Source organism: Methylobacterium sp. 13MFTsu3.1M2, assembly GCF_900112625.1.
In the GTDB taxonomy this organism is placed as follows: domain Bacteria; phylum Pseudomonadota; class Alphaproteobacteria; order Rhizobiales; family Beijerinckiaceae; genus Methylobacterium.
Map to the genome: position 1 here is coordinate 36,951 of NZ_FOMM01000004.1, position 16,289 is coordinate 53,239.

The 16,289-nt window shown below is 72.4% G+C and carries 19 protein-coding genes; 10 read left to right on the forward strand and 9 right to left on the reverse strand.

The genetic code is table 11. The annotated features are described in order from the left end of the window. Positions 1–82 precede the first annotated feature (82 nt). Positions 83–1,048, forward strand: coding sequence for a 2-hydroxyacid dehydrogenase (locus BM314_RS03535; protein ID WP_091976941.1), 966 nt, complete (start codon positions 83–85; stop codon positions 1,046–1,048). Beyond that, on the forward strand, positions 1,045–1,956 hold the full coding sequence (locus tag BM314_RS03540; protein WP_091976943.1) for an AprI/Inh family metalloprotease inhibitor: 912 nt from the start codon (positions 1,045–1,047) through the stop codon (positions 1,954–1,956). The genes BM314_RS03535 and BM314_RS03540 overlap by 4 nt, the downstream gene beginning before the upstream one ends. 42 nt (positions 1,957–1,998) lie before the next feature. Here BM314_RS03540 and BM314_RS03545 read toward each other — a convergent pair whose 3' ends face one another. The 4 genes from BM314_RS03545 to BM314_RS03560 form a co-directional block, all read right to left on the reverse strand. Then, on the reverse strand, positions 1,999–2,613 hold the full coding sequence (locus BM314_RS03545; protein ID WP_091976944.1) for a cytochrome b: 615 nt from the start codon (positions 2,611–2,613) through the stop codon (positions 1,999–2,001). Positions 2,614–2,680: 67 nt separating this feature from the next. Further along, entirely contained in the window at positions 2,681–3,247 is a 567-nt protein-coding gene (locus BM314_RS03550; protein WP_020095845.1) for an NAD(P)H-dependent oxidoreductase, read from the reverse strand. Positions 3,248–3,431: 184 nt separating this feature from the next. After that, a complete protein-coding gene (locus tag BM314_RS03555; protein WP_020095846.1) occupies positions 3,432–4,091 on the reverse strand; it encodes a class I SAM-dependent methyltransferase in 660 nt (219 codons plus the stop codon). A gap of 2 nt (positions 4,092–4,093) precedes the next feature. Further along, entirely contained in the window at positions 4,094–5,257 is a 1,164-nt protein-coding gene (locus tag BM314_RS03560) for a glycosyltransferase (RefSeq protein WP_091976946.1), read from the reverse strand. Between the two features lie 137 nt (positions 5,258–5,394). Between BM314_RS03560 and BM314_RS03565 the strand changes: the two genes are divergently transcribed. Beyond that, positions 5,395–6,606, forward strand: a complete 1,212-nt coding sequence (locus BM314_RS03565) for a DNA topoisomerase IB (protein WP_091976947.1) — start codon at positions 5,395–5,397, stop codon at positions 6,604–6,606. A gap of 35 nt (positions 6,607–6,641) precedes the next feature. On the opposite strand, the gene BM314_RS03570 is transcribed toward BM314_RS03565, so the two are convergent. Together BM314_RS03570 and BM314_RS03575 are read right to left on the reverse strand one after the other, a co-directional pair. Next, positions 6,642–7,328, reverse strand: coding sequence for a LuxR C-terminal-related transcriptional regulator (locus tag BM314_RS03570; RefSeq protein ID WP_091679872.1), 687 nt, complete (start codon positions 7,326–7,328; stop codon positions 6,642–6,644). Positions 7,329–7,540: 212 nt separating this feature from the next. Beyond that, positions 7,541–8,437: a GGDEF domain-containing protein gene (locus BM314_RS03575; protein ID WP_091976949.1), complete on the reverse strand. Its 897-nt coding sequence runs from the start codon at positions 8,435–8,437 to the stop codon at positions 7,541–7,543. A 74-nt stretch (positions 8,438–8,511) separates the two neighbouring features. On the opposite strand from BM314_RS03575, the gene BM314_RS03580 reads away from it, so the two are divergent. Then, positions 8,512–8,868, forward strand: coding sequence for a hypothetical protein (locus BM314_RS03580; RefSeq protein WP_091976950.1), 357 nt, complete (start codon positions 8,512–8,514; stop codon positions 8,866–8,868). On the opposite strand, the gene BM314_RS03585 is transcribed toward BM314_RS03580, so the two are convergent. Continuing rightward, on the reverse strand, positions 8,840–9,229 hold the full coding sequence (locus BM314_RS03585; protein ID WP_091976952.1) for a hypothetical protein: 390 nt from the start codon (positions 9,227–9,229) through the stop codon (positions 8,840–8,842). The genes BM314_RS03580 and BM314_RS03585 overlap by 29 nt on opposite strands. Positions 9,230–9,378: 149 nt before the next feature. Continuing rightward, the gene (locus BM314_RS03590; RefSeq protein WP_026605348.1) at positions 9,379–9,609 is read right to left on the reverse strand and encodes a hypothetical protein; all 231 of its coding nucleotides are present in this window, start codon (positions 9,607–9,609) and stop codon (positions 9,379–9,381) included. 319 nt (positions 9,610–9,928) lie between these two features. On the opposite strand from BM314_RS03590, the gene ruvB reads away from it, so the two are divergent. From ruvB to ybgC, 3 genes are all read left to right on the forward strand, one after another. After that, a complete protein-coding gene (gene ruvB, locus BM314_RS03595; RefSeq protein WP_091976954.1) occupies positions 9,929–10,984 on the forward strand; it encodes a Holliday junction branch migration DNA helicase RuvB in 1,056 nt (351 codons plus the stop codon). Positions 10,985–11,350: 366 nt separating this feature from the next. Beyond that, positions 11,351–12,076 carry a DUF4142 domain-containing protein gene (locus BM314_RS03600; protein WP_042669273.1) on the forward strand — a complete coding sequence of 242 codons (726 nt, stop codon included), beginning with the start codon at positions 11,351–11,353 and terminating at the stop codon, positions 12,074–12,076. A gap of 90 nt (positions 12,077–12,166) precedes the next feature. Beyond that, positions 12,167–12,619 carry a tol-pal system-associated acyl-CoA thioesterase gene (gene ybgC / locus BM314_RS03605; RefSeq protein ID WP_042669272.1) on the forward strand — a complete coding sequence of 151 codons (453 nt, stop codon included), beginning with the start codon at positions 12,167–12,169 and terminating at the stop codon, positions 12,617–12,619. 3 nt (positions 12,620–12,622) lie between these two features. On the opposite strand, the gene BM314_RS03610 is transcribed toward ybgC, so the two are convergent. Beyond that, complete coding sequence (locus tag BM314_RS03610) at positions 12,623–13,411, reverse strand: HpcH/HpaI aldolase family protein (RefSeq protein ID WP_020093362.1); 789 nt, start codon at positions 13,409–13,411, stop codon at positions 12,623–12,625. Between the two features lie 308 nt (positions 13,412–13,719). On the opposite strand from BM314_RS03610, the gene tolQ reads away from it, so the two are divergent. Genes tolQ through tolA form a run of 3 tightly spaced genes read left to right on the forward strand, consistent with a single transcriptional unit; the run spans position 13,720 to position 16,284 of the window. Further along, positions 13,720–14,436 (forward strand): protein TolQ, encoded by a 717-nt coding sequence (tolQ, locus tag BM314_RS03615; RefSeq protein WP_012317751.1) that lies wholly within the window; start codon positions 13,720–13,722, stop codon positions 14,434–14,436. Positions 14,437–14,463: 27 nt separating this feature from the next. Continuing rightward, entirely contained in the window at positions 14,464–14,910 is a 447-nt protein-coding gene (locus BM314_RS03620; protein ID WP_020093363.1) for an ExbD/TolR family protein, read from the forward strand. A 9-nt stretch (positions 14,911–14,919) separates the two neighbouring features. Beyond that, positions 14,920–16,284 carry a cell envelope integrity protein TolA gene (tolA, locus tag BM314_RS03625; RefSeq protein WP_091976956.1) on the forward strand — a complete coding sequence of 455 codons (1,365 nt, stop codon included), beginning with the start codon at positions 14,920–14,922 and terminating at the stop codon, positions 16,282–16,284. Positions 16,285–16,289: the final 5 nt, after the last annotated feature.

A 16,289-nucleotide genomic window follows, 5' to 3' on the forward strand; every position in this document is an offset into this window, starting at 1 on the left:
TGGCGCCCCACCCCGCACAGGCTCTATGCCGGGACGGGGGAGGCGGCCGACACCGACGTGCGGCCGAACGTGGGAGTGAACGATGGCTGAGGCCCCGGTCGAGATCCTGTTGCTCCGGAAGATGCACCCGTTGGTGGAGAAGGCCTTCGCGGGGCGGTACGGGGTCCACCGGCTGGCTGAGGCCGCGGACCCGGAGGCCCTGCTCGCCGAGATCGGCCCGCGGATCCGGGCGCTCTGCGTCGGCGGCGGGGTGGACGGGGCGCTGATGGACCGGCTGCCGAACCTCGAGCTGATCGCGAATTTCGGCGTGGGCTACGACGCCGTCGACGCCGCCGGGGCGCAGCGGCGCGGGATCGTCGTCACCAACACGCCGGACGTCCTCACCGACGAGGTCGCCGACCTCGCCCTCGGCCTCACCCTCGCCACCCTGCGGCGGATCCCCCAGGCCGACCGCTACCTGCGGGACGGCCACTGGCCCAAGGCGCCCTTCCCGCTGACGGCATCGCTGCGCGGGCGGCGGGTCGGCATCCTCGGTCTCGGCCGGATCGGGCGGGCGATCGCCCACCGCCTGGAGAGCTTCGGCGTCGCGATCGACTATCACGGCCGCAGCCGGCAGGCCGACATACCCTACACATATCACGATACGTTGATCGGCCTCGCCCGCGCGGTCCACATCCTGATCGTGGTGGCGCCCGGCGGCGCCGACACGCGCAACCTCGTGGACGCGGCCGTGCTGGAGGCGCTCGGCCCCGAGGGCATCCTGATCAACGTCGCCCGGGGCACCCTGGTCGACGAGGCGACGCTGACCGCGGCGCTGAAGGCGGGCACGATCCTCGGCGCCGGCCTCGACGTGTTCGAGAACGAGCCGCACGTGCCCGCGGACCTCGCCGCCCTCGACAACACGGTGCTGCTGCCGCATGTCGGGTCGGCCTCCGAGCACACCCGCGCGGCGATGGCCCAGCTCGTCGTCGACAACGTCGTCTCGTGGTTCGAGGGACGGGGTCCGCTGACGCCCGTCGCCGAGACACCCTGGAGACCGACCGCGTGAGACAGGCTCGGGCCGCCCTGCTGGCCGCATCGGCGCTGATCGCGACCGCCGCGATCGTCCGGCCGGCCGCCGCCCAGGACGTGCCCGCCGCCACCGAGGAGGCCGCACCGCCGTCCCCTCCTCCGGCCGCGGAGACGCTCGCAGCGCCCCCGGCTCCGACCGCGCCGCCGAGCCTCCCCGAGAAGCTCGGGCAGGTGCCTGGAACCTGGGACCTGTCGCGGGACGGCACCAACCGCCGCTGCGTCATGACGCTGGTGCTCGACAGCGGCGAGGCGGGGCAGCGGCTGCGCTTCCCGGCCGGATGCCGACGGGCCCTGCCGGTCCTGAACAGCGTCGCCGGCTGGCTCTTCGTCGACGGGGCCGTCCGCCTCGTCGACCGCAACGTCCGCCCGGTCCTCGATTTCGCCAAGCGGCCGGACCAGCGCAGCCTCGTCGCCCAGGCCGAGGGCGGCGAGCGCTACAGTCTCGTTCCCCTCGACATCGTCGCGATGCGGCCGGCCGACGCGGCCGCCGCGCCCGAGACCGCGCCGACGGATCCGGCGAGCCCGGCCCTCTCCCCGCTCCAGACCGCGGCCCCGGTGCCGGCCGAGCTGCAGCCGCCGCCGACCGCCTCGACCGCGACCGCCTCGGCGGGGCCGGCGCCGGGCCTCTACGCCCTCGACCGCTTCCAGCAGCGCGACACCTGCCGGATCAACCTCGACGGCACCGGCGGCGGCGTGCGCATCGTCCCCGGCTGCCACGACAGCGGCCTGGAGGTGCTCGACCCGGTGCGCTGGCGCTACGCGAAGGGCCGGATGACGCTGACCGCCAAGCGGGGCCACAGCATCGACCTCGTGCCGAGCGGCGACGGCCGGTGGCGGCGCGATCCCGAGGTCGGCACCACCTTCGTCCTGCGCCGCGTCGATTGAGCGCACCGCGCGGCGACGGCCGCGCGCTCGATGACGGGTGCGTCAGCGCGACGAGCCGCGCCCGTCCTGGACCGGCAGCATCCGCTCCAGCAGACCGTCGCGGCGGATGACCAAGTGCCACGCCGTGCCGGCGATATGCAGCAGGACCAGGGCGTAGACGAGCCACTGGCCGAACACGTGGATCGACTCGAAGATCTTCTGCGTCGCGTCGTCCTTCGGCAGTCCCGGGATCGTGAACAGCCAGAAATACGGCGTGTCGCGCCCGGACAGCGCGCTGAGCAGGTAGCCGCTGATCGGCATGATCAGGAAGATCGCGTAGAGCAGGAAATGGTTGATGCGCCCGATCAGCGTCAGGAGCCGGGGCGCCTGCGGGTCCGGCGGCGCCGGCCGGATCATCCGCCAGAGGATCCGCACGACCACGATTGCCAGGATCGTCAGGCCGACCGACTTGTGCAGCACGAACATGCTGCCCTTGGCGGGTGTCGGCGGCAGGCTGATCGCGACCCAGGCGAGCGGCAGCACCGCCAGGACGAGGGCGGCGTTCAGCCAGTGCAGCGCCTGCGAGACCGGGTGGTAGCGCGGCAGTCCGGATGCCGTGACGTAGGTGGCGGGCAGCGCGGTCGGCGCCTTGCCGGCCGTGAGCGGAGAGCCTGACATGATCCCTCGCGGAAGAGCGTGGTCCCCCTCCGATCTAGGGCCCGCCTCAGGCCGGGGGAGTCTCCCGTCAGCCGGATGCGCCGGACGAGGCCGTCCGCGACACGTCGAGCAGGGCTGCGAGTTCCGCGGCCGCGGCGCGCAGCCGGATCGCCACGGTCTCGTCGACGATGCGGCCGTCCACCAGGTCGTCGGACCCGGCATAGACCGAGGTCGGCGCGACATGGGCCGCGAAGAAGCCGAACAGGGGCCGGAGCCCGTGCTCGACCACCAGGGCGTGGCGCAGGCCCCCGCCCGTCGCGGTCAGCGCCACCGGCATGCCGATCATCCGGGCCGGGTCGACGAAGTCGAAGACGTGCTTGAACAGCCCGGCATAGCCGCCCTGGTAGACAGGCGTCCCGACGATCAGCGCGTCCGCCGCCTCGATCGCCTCGACGAGGCGCGCGGCGGGCGCCGAGAGGTCGTCCCGCTGCGTCGCGCCGAGGCCCGGGCCGGCATCCATCAGGTCGTACACGGCGAGGTCGATCCCGCGCAGGCGACCGAGTTCGGCGCCGAGGGCCTCGACCAGGATGCGGGTGCGCGAGGGTCGCTTGGCGCTGCCCGAGAAGGCGACGACGCGGGCACGGCTAGGCTTCACACTCGACTCGACACTCACCACGAAACCTTCCGCCGCAGCACGCCCTGATCCGGGACTCCGAACACCCTGGCGCATGCGCGGCACGCGACGCGGGTCGATTCGACGGTAACGCATTCCCGCGCCGGATAAAGCCTCGGCGCGGCCGCGCGGGCGGCGGTCCGGCGGGACCGTCTCGGCGGATCCGTCATCCGCGGAGCCGCCAGACGTGGCTGCGCTTGATCTCGGAATCCTCCAGCGCGCGCGAGACCGGAACCTCGTAGGTCGCGAGGCAGTCGAGGCGGTCCCGCGGAAGGTAGGTGCGGCCCGGATCGCCGATCAGCACGGTGACGCCGCGCGCCTGCAGGCGAACGAGCCAGGCGGTCACGGCCTCGGCGAGGTCGCGCTCGTAGAACACGTCGGCCGCCAAGACGAGATCGGCCCGGGGATCCGTGGCGAGGAGATCGTCGGCGATCGCGGCGACGCGGTCGCCGACGCCGTTGGCCGCGGCGTTCAGCCCGATCGCCGCGACGGCGAAGGGGTCGAGGTCGCTGGCGACGACGTGGCGCGCCCCGGCGCGGGCCGCCGCGATCGCGACGAGGCCGGACCCCGAGGCGAAATCCACCGCGCGCGCGCCGTCCGCGACGTCCGGGTTGTCGAGGACGTAGCGGGCGAGCGCCTGGCCGCCCGCCCAGGCGAACGCCCAGAACGGCGGCGGCAGCCCGATCGCCTGCAACTCCTCCTCGGTCCGCTGCCAGAGATCGGTCGCCTCGTCGGCGACGTGCAGGCGGATCTCGGGCGCGTGGGGGACGGGCAGCAGGCGGGTGTTGGCGCGGATGAAGCCGGCGGGATCGTCCGGTGCGCGCACGGTCAGGCCTCCAGCAGGTCGCGCCACACGGCGCGGACCTGGTCGGTCACCGCGGTCTCGGTGAAGCCCCCGGTCTCGATCCGCGCCCGCGCGGCCGCGCTCAGGCCGGCGACGAGACCGGCATCGCCGCTCAGGCGCGCCAGCGCGGCGGCCAGGGCGGGCGCGTCGTCCGGGGGAACGAGCAGGCCCTCGACGCCGTCGCGCACGAGGCTGCGGCAGCCCGGGACGTCGGACGCGACCAGCGCCCGGCCGCAGGCGGCGGCCTCCAGCAGCGTCCGCGGCAGGCCCTCCCCGCCGCGCGAGGGCAGGCAGGCGACGTGGTGGCCGGCCCAGACCCCCGCGACGTCGGTCGTCGGCCCGTGCCAGACGATGCCGTCGCGGCTCCAGGCGCGCAGGGTGTCGGCGCCGATCGCCCGCCGGTTCGACGGGTCCGGCGCGCCGTACAGCGCCAGCTCCACCGGCGCGCCCTGGCTCCGAGCGAGGCGGACGGCCTCGACGGCGACGTCGATCCCCTTCGACCACAGCATCCGGGCGACGACGGCCACCCGCAGCGGCGGCATCGGCGGCAGCGGCTGCGGGACGAGGATCGCGGGATCGACGCCGGCGCCGCCCACCACGGTCACCGACCGGTCGAGCGGGTCCAGGCCGAGGGCCAGGGCGTCGTCGGGGTTCTCGAAGAGGAAGCGCGTCCGCGACGAGGCCAGCGGCCCCCGGATCAGCGCCCGCAGGGCGAGGCGCGCCGCCCGGCCGAGGCGGTCGCTCCGGGCGCCGACGAGGCCGAGGCCGGTCAGGGCGAAGACGCGGGACGGGATTCCCGCCATGGCGGCGGCCGTGCCGCCGACCAGGATGCCGCGCAGGGCGATGCAGTGGACGATGTCGGCCTTCAGCGCCTTCAGGATCGCGGCGAGCTGCCCGGCCGCGTAGCCCGCGGCCATCGGGTTGAGGCTCGCCCGCTCGGCCTCCAGGTTGACGACCTGCGCGCCGCTCGCCTCGATGGCGGCCCGGTGGAGGCGGACCCGCGTCACCACCGCGACCGAGAGACCCATGCCGACGGCGGCGCGGGCCATCGGCAGGAAATGCGAGGCGAAGAACCAGTCCTCGGTCACCACGAAGACCAGGCGGCGCATCGGAACGGGCAGGTTCCCGGGTTCGGCATCGGACTGCATCCGTCCCCTCTAGCACGGCGGCGGGGCCCGTCCTGCGACGGATGTGCAGGCCCGGAACGGCGATCCCGTGCCGCCGGTTGTCCAAGGCCTTCTCGCCGGGCGAGGCAGCCCGGCGGCGTCGATGGGAGGGGCTGTTCATGGCGTGCGTCGAGACGGCGGAGAGCGGCGGAGACCTCCGCGCCGCGGCCGAGGAAGCCGGGCTCGTCTACGTCGATGACGGCCGGCCCGGGCTGACCCGCCGCCGGAGCGGGACCGGCTTCCGCTACTGCGACGCGAAGGGTGCGCCGGTGCGCGACAAGGGGGTGCTGGCCCGCATCCGCGGCCTCGCGATCCCGCCGGCCTACACGGACGTTTGGATCTGCCCGCGCCGGAACGGCCACATCCAGGCGACCGGCCGCGACGCGAAGGGGCGCAAGCAGTACCGCTACCACCCGGACTTCCGGCAGGCGCGGGAGGCCAACAAGTTCTCGCGGATCATGGCCTTCGCGGACGCGCTGCCCGGGATCCGCCGGCGCGTCGACGCCGACATGAAGCGGCCGGGCCTGCCCCGCGACAAGGTGCTGGCCACCGTGGTCCACCTGCTCGAGACCACGCTGATCCGCGTCGGCAACGACGATTACGCGCGGACCAACAAGAGCTACGGCCTGACGACCCTGCGCGATCCCCATGTCCGGATCGAGGGTTCGGCCCTGTCGTTCCGCTTCAAGGGCAAGAGCGGCAAGACCTGGGACGTGTCGCTGAAGGACCGGCGGGTCGCCCGGATCGTCAAGGCCTGCCAGGACCTGCCGGGCCAGGAGCTGTTCCAGTATCTCGACCCGGACGGCACCCAGCGCGACGTCACCTCCTCGGACGTGAACGCGTACCTGCGGGAGATCACCGGCGAGGACTTCACCGCCAAGGATTTTCGGACCTGGGCCGGCACGGTGCTGGCGGCGCTGGCTCTGCGGGAGTTCGAGAGCTTCGACAGCGAGGCCGGAGCCAAGCGCAACATCCGCGCGGCCATCGAGAACGTCGCGGGCCGCCTCGGCAACACGCCGACGATCTGCCGCAAGTGCTACATCCACCCGCAGATCCTCGACTGCTACCTAGAGGGCGGCCTGCTCCTGCAGGTGAAGGACGCGGTCGAATCGGAGCTGAGCGAGGACCTGTCGAGCCTGCGGCCCGAGGAGGCGGCGGTGCTGGGACTCCTGCAGGCGCGCCTCTCCGCCGCCGAGGACGCCGTCAAGGCCGGAGGTCGGGTCAAGCCGGCGGGCGCGCGGAAACGCGGGGCGAAGGCGCCAGAGCGGTCCAAGAGCGGGACGGCGGCCAAGCGCGCGTCCGGAGCCCGGAAGGCGGCCGCGGCCGCTTAGGGGGGCGGTCTCGCCGAGACCGCCCGATCCCCCTCTCAGTGCCGGGACTGGTTGTCGTTGCCCGAGGACCGGTTGTCGGTGCCGCGCCGAACCTGATCGCCGGAATCGACCACGGGGGCCAGGCCGAGCTGGCGGGCCAGCGAGACCAAGTCCTTGAGCCGGCCGGTCTGGGTCTTGCGCCGGAGATTGAGCCGGTGGGTCTCCACCGTTCGCACGCTGAGCGCCAGCCGCCGCGCGACCTCCTTGTTGCTGAACCCGGAACTCAGGAAGCGCAGCACCTCGGCCTCGCGGGGCGTCAGCCCGAGGCTCTCGCCGGCCTCCGGCGGCATCGCCACCGGCTGCTCCGGCGGGACCAGCACGTCCGAGCCCTCCGCCAGCGCCAGCAGCGCCGCGCCGAGGTCCCGCGGCGACTTGGAGCGCGCCACGAAGGCGTCGGCGCCCGCCGCCAGCAGGGCGCGGAGGTCGTCCGCCGTCAGCGCGCCGAAGGCGACCAGCGTGCGCAGCGCCGGCTGGCGCTCCTTCAGGGCGACGATGCGGGCGATCCCGTCGGCCAGCCGGATCTCGTCGAGGAAGACCAGGGCGACGCTGCTGCCGGCGTCGGCGCGATCGAGATCGGCCTCGCCGATGGTGTGGAATTCGGGCATGTGCTCGAGGGTGGCGCGAACCGTCGCGCTCAGGTCCTCCGGCTCATCCAGGATCAGGACGCCAACGGCCGTACTCATGACCTCGCACCTCTCTCTCCCGGCTTGATACAGGCGGCCGGGATCGAAGGCGAAGTTCCAAGATCCGTTCCAGCAACAACTCGCGAATATTAAGCTTTATATTGGCCGAATCGCTCCCCAGAAACGGATACTCGGCGAATCAATGCGCCGATCTGGGACGACGGTGGGACACCGCTCGACGGACTGTGCCGATCCGGGACGGGCGGTCCGGTTCAGCCCGCGACGGCGCGGATACCCTCGCTCTGATCGGGCACCACCCGGTTCCGGCCGCCGCCCTTCGCCGCGTAGAGCGCGACATCGGCCCGCTTGACCAGGGCCTCGACGCTGTCGCCGTCGCGCCACGTGCTGACGCCGAAGCTGCAGCTCAGCGCGATCGGACCCCGCGCCCCGCGGATCCGCAGGCCCTGGACGTCGGCGCGCAGGCGCTCGGCCTGCGCCACGGCCTCCGCGAGCCCGCGGCCGGGCAGGATGACGGCGAATTCCTCGCCGCCGAGGCGTCCCGCGATCCCGGCACCGGCGATCAGCTCGGCCACGGCCTTGATCGCCACGTCGCCGACATCGTGCCCGTGCTCGTCGTTGATGCGCTTGAAGTGATCGATGTCGAGGAGGATCGCCGAGACGGCGCCCGGCCTCGGGTCCCGTGCCGCGGCGGCCCGCGCGCGCTTGAAGAAGGCACGCCGGTTGTAGGAGCCGGTCAGCGGGTCCGTCTCGGCGAGGCGGATCAGCTCCTCCTGCATGGTGGTCAGGCGCTCGGCCGCGCGCAGGCGCGCGTTCAGCTCCTCGGCGCTCGGCGGCTTCTCGATGAAGTCGTCGGCGCCGCTGTCGAGGGCCTCGGCCAGGCTGCGGACGTTGCGGGCCGACGACATGGTGATGACGTGCAGCGGCCCGCGGGATTCGGCGAGGAGCCGGGCCGACCAGCAGAGTTCGAGCCCGCAGAGCGGCCGCACTTCCAGGCTGGTGATGAGGACCCGGACCGCGGGCGTCGCCGCCAGGAATTCCAGCGCCCGCTCCGAATCCGTGAACGGGTGCACCGCGTGGCCGCGCGGCTCGATCAGGGACGCGATGATCTGCAGCACGACGCGGCTCGAGTCGACGATGACGATCTGCATGGCGTGACCCGCACCCGATATCCGCGGTGTAAGCTGGAAGGCTTAACCGCCCCCCAACGGAGCTGAACCCCGGTATGAGCGTGGCCATTACCACTCCGGATCGGCGCTATATCGTTGTCCGAGCGCGTCTGTGGCGCCGCGCGAATCCCGATCTGTCGGACACCTGTCGGGCCGCGCTGGTGCAGCGCCTGATGGCGGCGCGCCGGGGCGTGAAGGAGGCCAAGCGGGCCGAGCGCTCGGGCGAGCCGGGCGCCGCGGAGGCGCTCGCCGCCGCCAGGGCCGAGGTCGATGCGGCGAAGGTCGGACTCGGCGAGCGCGGGCCGGTCTGGTGGACGGACGGCGCGCCCGACCTCAACCGGCACCTCGTCCGCAACACGCCCTACGCGGCGTGGTTCGCGGCGCTCAGCGCCGGGGAACCTGAACCGCGATGACCCGGGCCCCCGCGACCGGGTCGGCCCCGACGGCGCGCGCGCCGCGGCGGCCGTAGGGGGCGGCGTTGATCACCGTCAGGGTCGGCTCGGCCGCTGGAGCGGCCTGGATGCCGGTCACCGTCGGGACGCCGTAGGTGCCGTAGCTCCAGGGCGTGGGCACGATCTGGGTCGGGCGCGGCACGCGGGTCAGCGGGGCGCCGATATAGGTGCCCCGCACGAACTCGCCGGCAAAGCCCGGATCGGCGGCGTAACCGGGCGCGTAGGCGACCGGAGCGTAGGGATCGGTGCTCCGGAAGGTCTGCGCCGACGCGGGCGCCGCCGCCGCCAGAGCGAGCAGGGTCACGATCGTCCGGTTGGCCATGGGTCCGGCTCCGAGGGGTGTCGGCGGGCGCGGTGCGCGCCGGGTGCGGGGCCAACAGACCGGATCATTGGCCGTTCCGCGTCTCCAGTCGCGCAGAGTGCGTAACGGTCCCGTCATGCCCAGCCGATCGGCCCCCGGGTGCGCACCGGTCAGCGGCAGGTGGTGATCCGCCGGACCACCCAGCCCTCGCCCTCGATCCACAGACGGCGGCGCGCCCGGCTGCATGTGACATCGTCCTCCCGCTCCGCCGAGACGGGATGAACCTGCGGGTTGGCCTCGGCGACCTTGGTCTCGGCCGGGCCGTTGGCGGCCTGGGCCGCGAGCGGAACGGCGAGCATGACGGTGCCGGCTGCGGCGGCAGCGATCGTACGGAGTTTCATCGGGGAGAAGCGCCCTGCGGCCATGCTTGGAGGTTTGGTCCAGGAATGCGCGGGCCGGCGGTTCGGTTGCATCCCGGTTGCGTCGATCGCGACGGCCCGTGCGCTCGCTCACATCGCCGGTGGCGCCACACGGGCTGACGCCCGGCCACGACACCTGGCCACGACACTTGGCCACGACACTTGGCCACCTTGCCCGGCCGCGGCGCTTAGACTTCCCGGCTTTCACGGGTAAGGAAGAACAAAACCGGACGCGCCGGTGCCCAGCCGTCCTGCGAGACCGCCCATCGCGGGCCGCGGCACGGTCCACGAAGCAGGGTTCATGAGCAAGTCGAAGCCTCCGACCAACGCGCTCCTGACACCGGAGAAGCGCACCGAGGACGTCGATCAGACGATCCGCCCCCTGAGCCTGTCCGAGTTCATCGGTCAGCGCGCGGCGCGGGCGAACATGCAGGTGTTCATCGAGGCGGCGAGGAAGACCGGGCAGGCGCTCGACCACGTGCTGTTCGTCGGGCCGCCCGGGCTCGGCAAGACCACGCTCGCCCAGATCGTGGCGCGCGAGCTCGGCGTGAACTTCCGCTCGACCTCCGGGCCGGTCATCGCCAAAGCCGGGGATCTGGCCGCCCAGCTCACCAACCTGGAGGAGCGCGACGTCCTGTTCATCGACGAGATCCACCGGCTCAACCCGGCGGTCGAGGAGATCCTCTACCCGGCCATGGAGGATTACCAGCTCGACCTGATCATCGGCGAGGGCCCGGCGGCGCGCTCGGTCAAGATCGAGCTGCCGAAGTTCACGCTCGTCGGCGCCACGACGCGGGCGGGGCTGCTGACGACGCCGCTGCGCGACCGGTTCGGGATCCCGATCCGGCTGGAGTTCTACGAGATCGACGAGCTGGAGCAGATCGTGGCGCGCGGCGCGCGGGTGCTGGGCCTGGGCATGTCGGCGGAGGGCGCCAACGAGATCGCCCGTCGGGCGCGGGGCACGCCGCGGATCGCCGGGCGGCTCTTGCGGCGGGTGCGGGACTTCGCGGTGGTGGCGGAGGCCGAGACGGTGACGCGGGCGATCGCCGACCGGGCGCTGCAGCTCTTGGACGTGGACGGGGCGGGTCTCGACGTGATGGACCGCAAGTACCTGAGCCTGATCGCGCGCGCGTTCGGGGGCGGGCCGGTGGGGATCGAGACGATCGGGGCGGCGCTGTCGGAGCCGCGGGACGCGATCGAGGACATCATCGAGCCCTACCTGATCCAGCGCGGCTTCGTGCAGCGCACACCCCGCGGACGCGTCCTCACCCGACACGCCTACCGGCACATGCAGATGCCGGAACCGAAGCGCGAGACGCCCGGGCAGTTCGGCGTCTTCGGTGACGGAGAGCCCTGAGGACCGATCAACGCGTCTCCATGCATTGAATTCGGACCAGCATTTCACCGGGCACATGCGCGGGACGCACAGTGCTGCGCGCGGCAGCCGGGTGAGTTCCGCGTCGCGATCTCGGCAAGTCGCTGCCGTAACAGCCATTTTGTGATCGTCTCAGAACAATATTGCCAAGCTTAGGCGTGGATCTCATCGATCACGTACGTGTAAAAACTGCCGGATCGCGTGGAACAGCGCCGAAACGCGACAGTTGGGGAGGCGACCGCGCCGGGTCCGCTCGGCGCCGGCAAGGCTGTCCCGATCAGGGTCCTGCCCTCCGATCGCGGCAGATCTTCGCGATCTCAAGAACAACGTCAGGGATAAACTTCCGCCATGAAGAAACTCACGCTCGCCGTGCTCGGCCTGTCCGTCGCCGCCATCTCGGCGCCCGCCTTCGCGCAGGACGCCCTGCCGATCCGCGTGCTGCCCTTCGCCAATCAGGACGGCGTCGGCGCCGCCGCGACCGAGACGCCCGCCTTCCGGGCCGAGGCGCTGCGTTCGGACGCCGCCAGCATCGAGGCGAGCCGGATCGCCCTCCAGCGGTCGCGCAACCCCCGGGTCCGCAACTACGCCAACCGCGTCCTCGTCGAGCGCAAGGCGACCACCGACGCGCTGCTGCCGCCGAACACCTCCCTCACCCGCAACGGCTCGGTGGTCTCCGACAACCAGGGCATCCGCACCGACCTGAGCAACCCGGTCGGCCTGGTGCTCGCGCCGGTGACGGTGGCCGCCAACATCGGCACCGGCATCGTCGGCGGCGCCCTCGGCGCGGTCGGCATCGTCGACAACAGCCCGGCCGAGCCGGGCCGCCGCGTGGCCCTCGGCGAGCGCGGACAAGCGCGTCTGGCGCAGCTCCAGGCGGCCCCGAACGGCCGGGCCTTCGACCGGACCTACATCGACCAGCAGGCCCGCTCGGACGCCCGCACCCTGGCGCTCTACGACGCCTACGCCAAGCAGGGCGACAACGCCCAGGGCCGCAAGTTCGCCACCGAGGCCCTGCCCTACATCGCCGACGAGCACGCCCACTCGGCGAGCCTCGCGGCCCGCATCGGCGGCTGAGCGCCGCGCATGGCGTGATCTGCGCGAGGGCCGCCCCAGGGCGGCCCTCGTCGTGTTGCGCCGTCGCACCGCCCGTCGCTAAAGGGGCGCATGAGCGCGATCGAGCCCGCCAGTGACGGACCCGCGGAGGACGGTGCCCCGCCCCACCGGATGGGCGTGCGCGTCTACTACGAGGACACAGACTTCTCCGGCTTCGTCTACCACGCCAGCTACCTGCGCTTCCTCGAGCGCGGCCGCACCGAATTGCTGCGGGAACTCGCCGGCGACCAGTCGGACCTGCACCGCGACGCACGCGGCCTCGTCTTCGTGGTGCGGCGCATGAGCCTCGATTTCCTCCGGCCGGCCCGGATGGACGACCTGCTCACCGTCGTGACCCGCACGCGCGCCCTGCGCGGCGCGTCGATGCAGCTCGCCCAGGACGTCCGACGGGGCGACGAAGTGCTGGTCTCCGCGGAGGTCACGGTCGCCTGCGTGCGGGACGGCCGCGCCGTCCGCCTCCCGGACGCGCTGCGGCGGCGGCTCGCGCCCGGCGAGGCCGCCTAGACCTCAGCCGGCCCGCGCCGGGTCGGCCTCGCAGAGCACCCGCGCGAAGGCGTTGACGATGGTCAGCGCGTCGTACTCGACCGAGACCAGCTGGTAGCCCATCCCGACCATCTCCCGGGCGCGCGCCGGCGACGGCGCGAAGGCGCAGGGAATCTTGCCCGCCGCCCGGGTCTTGCGCGCGATCTCCCCGAGGGCCGCCGTGACCGCCGATCCCAGCGGGTCGATGGCCGCCCCCTTGGACAGGGCGATCGACAGGTCGGCAGGGCCGACCAGGACGCCGTCGATGCCCGGCACGGCGAGGATCGCCTCCAGGTCGGCGATCCCCGCCTCGGTCTCGCACATGGCGATCGTGAGCGCCCGATCGTTGGCGCCCGCGAGGTAGTCCGCGCCGTTCCGGAGCCCCGAGAGCCACATGGCCCGATCCGGTCCCCAACTCCGCTGCCCAACCGGCGGGAATTTCGCGGCCGCCGCCAGGGCCTCGGCATCCGCGACGGTGTTGATCATCGGCGCCACGACGCCGGCGGCGCCCGCGTCGAGCATCCGCGAGACCATGGCGAAGTCGCCCACCGGCACGCGCACCAGGGTCGATTTGCCGGCCAGGGCGACCTCGGTGATCGCCGCACACGACGTCTTGTAGTCGTAGGTGCCGTGCTGCTGATCCAGCAAGACGGCGTCGAATCCGGCGCGCGCCAGGAAGCCGGCCAACATCGGGTCGGCGATCATGGACCAGCCCAGGAACCGGGCCGGGCCGGTGGGCAGCAGATCGGGCAGGCTGGGAACGGGGAGGGTCATGCGCGTCCTGCGTATCTCAGGGCTGTCGACTCGGCGCCGTGGGCCGCGACCATACGGGAGGCGCTTTCGGCAGGTCCAGCCCGGACGGCCCGTCGGACGGCGGCACATGCCTCAGGATCGCCCGGATCGAAACCGATCCTTAACCCTGCCGCGCCCTTAACGGAGGCGATGCCACGGCGGGGCGCGGGGGCCGTCGACGGCCCTTACTTTCGACAGATTCGCGGGCGACAGCGTTGATATCGCTCACGGATCCGGCGGACGCGGGCCTCGCCCGGCGCATCGCGATCCGGAGCAGGAGACCTCGACGGATGAACCCAGCCGACGCGATGCAGGCCGCGCCTGTCGCCGACATGACGCTGCTCGGCCTGTTCCTGCAGGCCCACTTCGTCGTGAAGATCGTGATGATCGGGCTGCTCAGCGCCTCGATCTGGTGCTGGTCGATCATCGTCGACAAGACGCTGCTGTTCCGCCGGACCAAGGCCGAGATGGACGCGTTCGAGGACGCGTTCTGGTCCGGCCGCTCCCTGGAGGAGCTGTTCCGCTCGTTCAACGACCGGCCGGCCACGGGCCTCGCCGCCGTCTTCGTCGCCGCCATGCGCGAGTGGAAGCGCTCGTTCGAGGGCTCCGGCCGGCAGATCCAGTCGCTGTCGCAGCGCATCGAGAAGCAGCTCGACGTCACCATCCACCGCGAGGTCGAGCGGCTCGAGTCGCGCCTGCTGTTCCTCGCCTCGATCGGCTCGGCCGGCCCGTATATCGGCCTGTTCGGCACCGTCTGGGGCATCATGACCGCGTTCACCTCGATCGCGGCCTCGAAGAACACCTCGCTCGCGGTCGTCGCCCCCGGCATCGCCGAGGCGCTGTTCGCCACCGCCATCGGCCTGTTCGCCGCGATCCCGGCGGTGCTCGCCTACAACAAGCTCCAGGCCGAAGTCTCCAAGGCGCAGTCGCGGCTGGAGAGCTTCGCCGACGAGTTCTCCGCCATCCTCTCCCGCCAGATCGACGAGCGGCTGCCGCTCGCCGCCTGAACCGGCTGATCCAGAGGAGACCGATTCATGGGCATGGCAGCGGGCGCATCGCAGGGCGGCAAGCGCCGCCGGCGCCGGGGCCGCCGCGGCGGACCCATCAACGAGATCAACATGACGCCGTTCATCGACGTCGTGCTCGTGCTCCTGATCATCTTCATGGTCGCGGCGCCGATGATGACCGTCGGCGTCCCCCTCGACCTGCCGCAATCCAAGGCCTCGCCGCTCAATTCCGACGTGAAGCCGATCACCCTGTCGATCCGCCAGACCGGCCAGGTCTTCCTCGGCGAGGACGAGCTCACCGACGACTCGATCGTGCCGAAGCTGATGGAGACCGCCAAGACCGGGACCGAGGAGCGCGTCTTCGTCCGCGGCGACAAGCGGGTCGATTACGGTCGCGTGGCGCAGGTGATGGCGATCGTGACCGGCGGCGGCTTCAAGAAGGTCGCCCTCGTCACCGAGCCTGAGCATCAGTAGGGCCGTCCCGTGGAGTTCCGCTTCGACCGCAAGGAACCGGGTGTCTGGATCTCCGCCGGCACCCACGTCGCGCTCCTCGCGCTGGCGCTGGTCAGCGTCGCGGCCCCGGCCTTGCCGGAGGCCCAGGAGGGCGTGCCCGTCGAGGTGATCACCGAGAACCAGTTCTCCGAGATCACCAAGGGCGAGCGTCAGGCCGACAAGCCGATGCCGAACGCCACCTCGCGGGCCGACCGCAAGGCCGAGAAGTTCGAGGACCGCGAGCCCGAGAATTCCAAGCAGGACGCGCCGACCGCGCCGACCCGCACGGCCGAGATGAAGCTCGCCAACGCGGACGAGATGCCGCTGCGCGCCGAGCCCGATCCGCAGGAGGCGGCCCAGGCCGCCAAGGCGGCGGAGAAGGCCGCGCAGGAGAAGCGCGACGCCGAGAAGGCCGCCGCCAAGGCGGCCGAGAAGGCGGCCGAGAAGGCGGCCGAGAAGGCGGCCGAGAAGGCGGCCGAGAAGGCCGCTGCGGAGAAGGCTGCCGCCGCCAAGGCCGAGGCGAAGGCCAAGGCCGAGGCGGTCGCGAAGGCCGAGGCCGAGAAGCGCGAGCAGCTCGAGAAGCTGATCGAGAAGCAGGAGGCCGAGGCCGCGGCGGCCGCCCAGAAGGCCGCCGCCGCGAAGAAGGCCGAAGCCGCAAAGGAAGCGGCCAAGAAGGCCGCCGACGCGAAGGCCAAGGCCGAGGCCGAAGCCGAGCGTCAGAAGGAGATCGCGGAGGCCAAGGCCGAAGCCGAGCGCGAGAAGGCGGAGGCCGCCGCCAAGGCGAAAGCTGAGGCCGCGAAGGCCGAGGCGGCCGCCAAAGCCGAGGCCGCCGCCAAGGCGAAGGCGAAGGCCATGGCGGACGCGAAGGCCAAGGCCGATGCCGAGGCCAAGGCGCGCAAGCAGGCTGAACTCGCCGACAAGTTCAACGCCGGCGACATCCGCTCGATGCTCGCCTCGAAGGCGCCGTCGCAGTCGACCGGCGCCACAGGCCACGCGGTGCAGAAGGTGGCGGCGCTCGGCGCCGCGACCGGCAACGCGCAGCGCCTGTCGCCGTCGCTGCGCGACGCCCTGGTCGGCCTGCTCCAGCAGCAGATCGAGCGGTGCTACTCGGCGCCCCCCGGCGCGGCCCAGGGCGTGGTCTTGCCGGTTCTCGACATCCGCCTAAACCCGAACGGCTCGCTCAGCACGGAGCCGCGGATCATGCGCGGCGGGGCGAGCGCGGTCGACCAGTCGATCGCGCAGGCCGCGCTCCGGGCGGTGCGCCGCTGCGCGCCGTACAACATTCCGGCCACCTACGCGCCGTACTACAACGACTGGAAGGCCATCAACGCGGAGTTCGAGTTCACGGCGACCTGAGGTCT

What these genes read in the sequence shown, in the direction of transcription:
- BM314_RS03535 (WP_091976941.1), top strand. Translation starts at nt 83, where the DNA reads ATGGCTGAGGCCCCGGTCGAGATCCTGTTGCTCCGGAAGATGCACCCG.
- BM314_RS03545 (WP_091976944.1), bottom strand. Translation starts at nt 2,613, where the DNA reads ATGTCAGGCTCTCCGCTCACGGCCGGCAAGGCGCCGACCGCGCTGCCC.
- BM314_RS03560 (WP_091976946.1), bottom strand. Translation starts at nt 5,257, where the DNA reads ATGCAGTCCGATGCCGAACCCGGGAACCTGCCCGTTCCGATGCGCCGC.
- BM314_RS03565 (WP_091976947.1), top strand. Translation starts at nt 5,395, where the DNA reads ATGGCGTGCGTCGAGACGGCGGAGAGCGGCGGAGACCTCCGCGCCGCG.
- BM314_RS03570 (WP_091679872.1), bottom strand. Translation starts at nt 7,328, where the DNA reads ATGAGTACGGCCGTTGGCGTCCTGATCCTGGATGAGCCGGAGGACCTG.
- BM314_RS03575 (WP_091976949.1), bottom strand. Translation starts at nt 8,437, where the DNA reads ATGCAGATCGTCATCGTCGACTCGAGCCGCGTCGTGCTGCAGATCATC.
- BM314_RS03580 (WP_091976950.1), top strand. Translation starts at nt 8,512, where the DNA reads ATGAGCGTGGCCATTACCACTCCGGATCGGCGCTATATCGTTGTCCGA.
- BM314_RS03585 (WP_091976952.1), bottom strand. Translation starts at nt 9,229, where the DNA reads ATGGCCAACCGGACGATCGTGACCCTGCTCGCTCTGGCGGCGGCGGCG.
- BM314_RS03590 (WP_026605348.1), bottom strand. Translation starts at nt 9,609, where the DNA reads ATGAAACTCCGTACGATCGCTGCCGCCGCAGCCGGCACCGTCATGCTC.
- ruvB (WP_091976954.1), top strand. Translation starts at nt 9,929, where the DNA reads ATGAGCAAGTCGAAGCCTCCGACCAACGCGCTCCTGACACCGGAGAAG.
- BM314_RS03600 (WP_042669273.1), top strand. Translation starts at nt 11,351, where the DNA reads ATGAAGAAACTCACGCTCGCCGTGCTCGGCCTGTCCGTCGCCGCCATC.
- ybgC (WP_042669272.1), top strand. Translation starts at nt 12,167, where the DNA reads ATGAGCGCGATCGAGCCCGCCAGTGACGGACCCGCGGAGGACGGTGCC.
- BM314_RS03610 (WP_020093362.1), bottom strand. Translation starts at nt 13,411, where the DNA reads ATGACCCTCCCCGTTCCCAGCCTGCCCGATCTGCTGCCCACCGGCCCG.
- tolQ (WP_012317751.1), top strand. Translation starts at nt 13,720, where the DNA reads ATGAACCCAGCCGACGCGATGCAGGCCGCGCCTGTCGCCGACATGACG.
- BM314_RS03620 (WP_020093363.1), top strand. Translation starts at nt 14,464, where the DNA reads ATGGGCATGGCAGCGGGCGCATCGCAGGGCGGCAAGCGCCGCCGGCGC.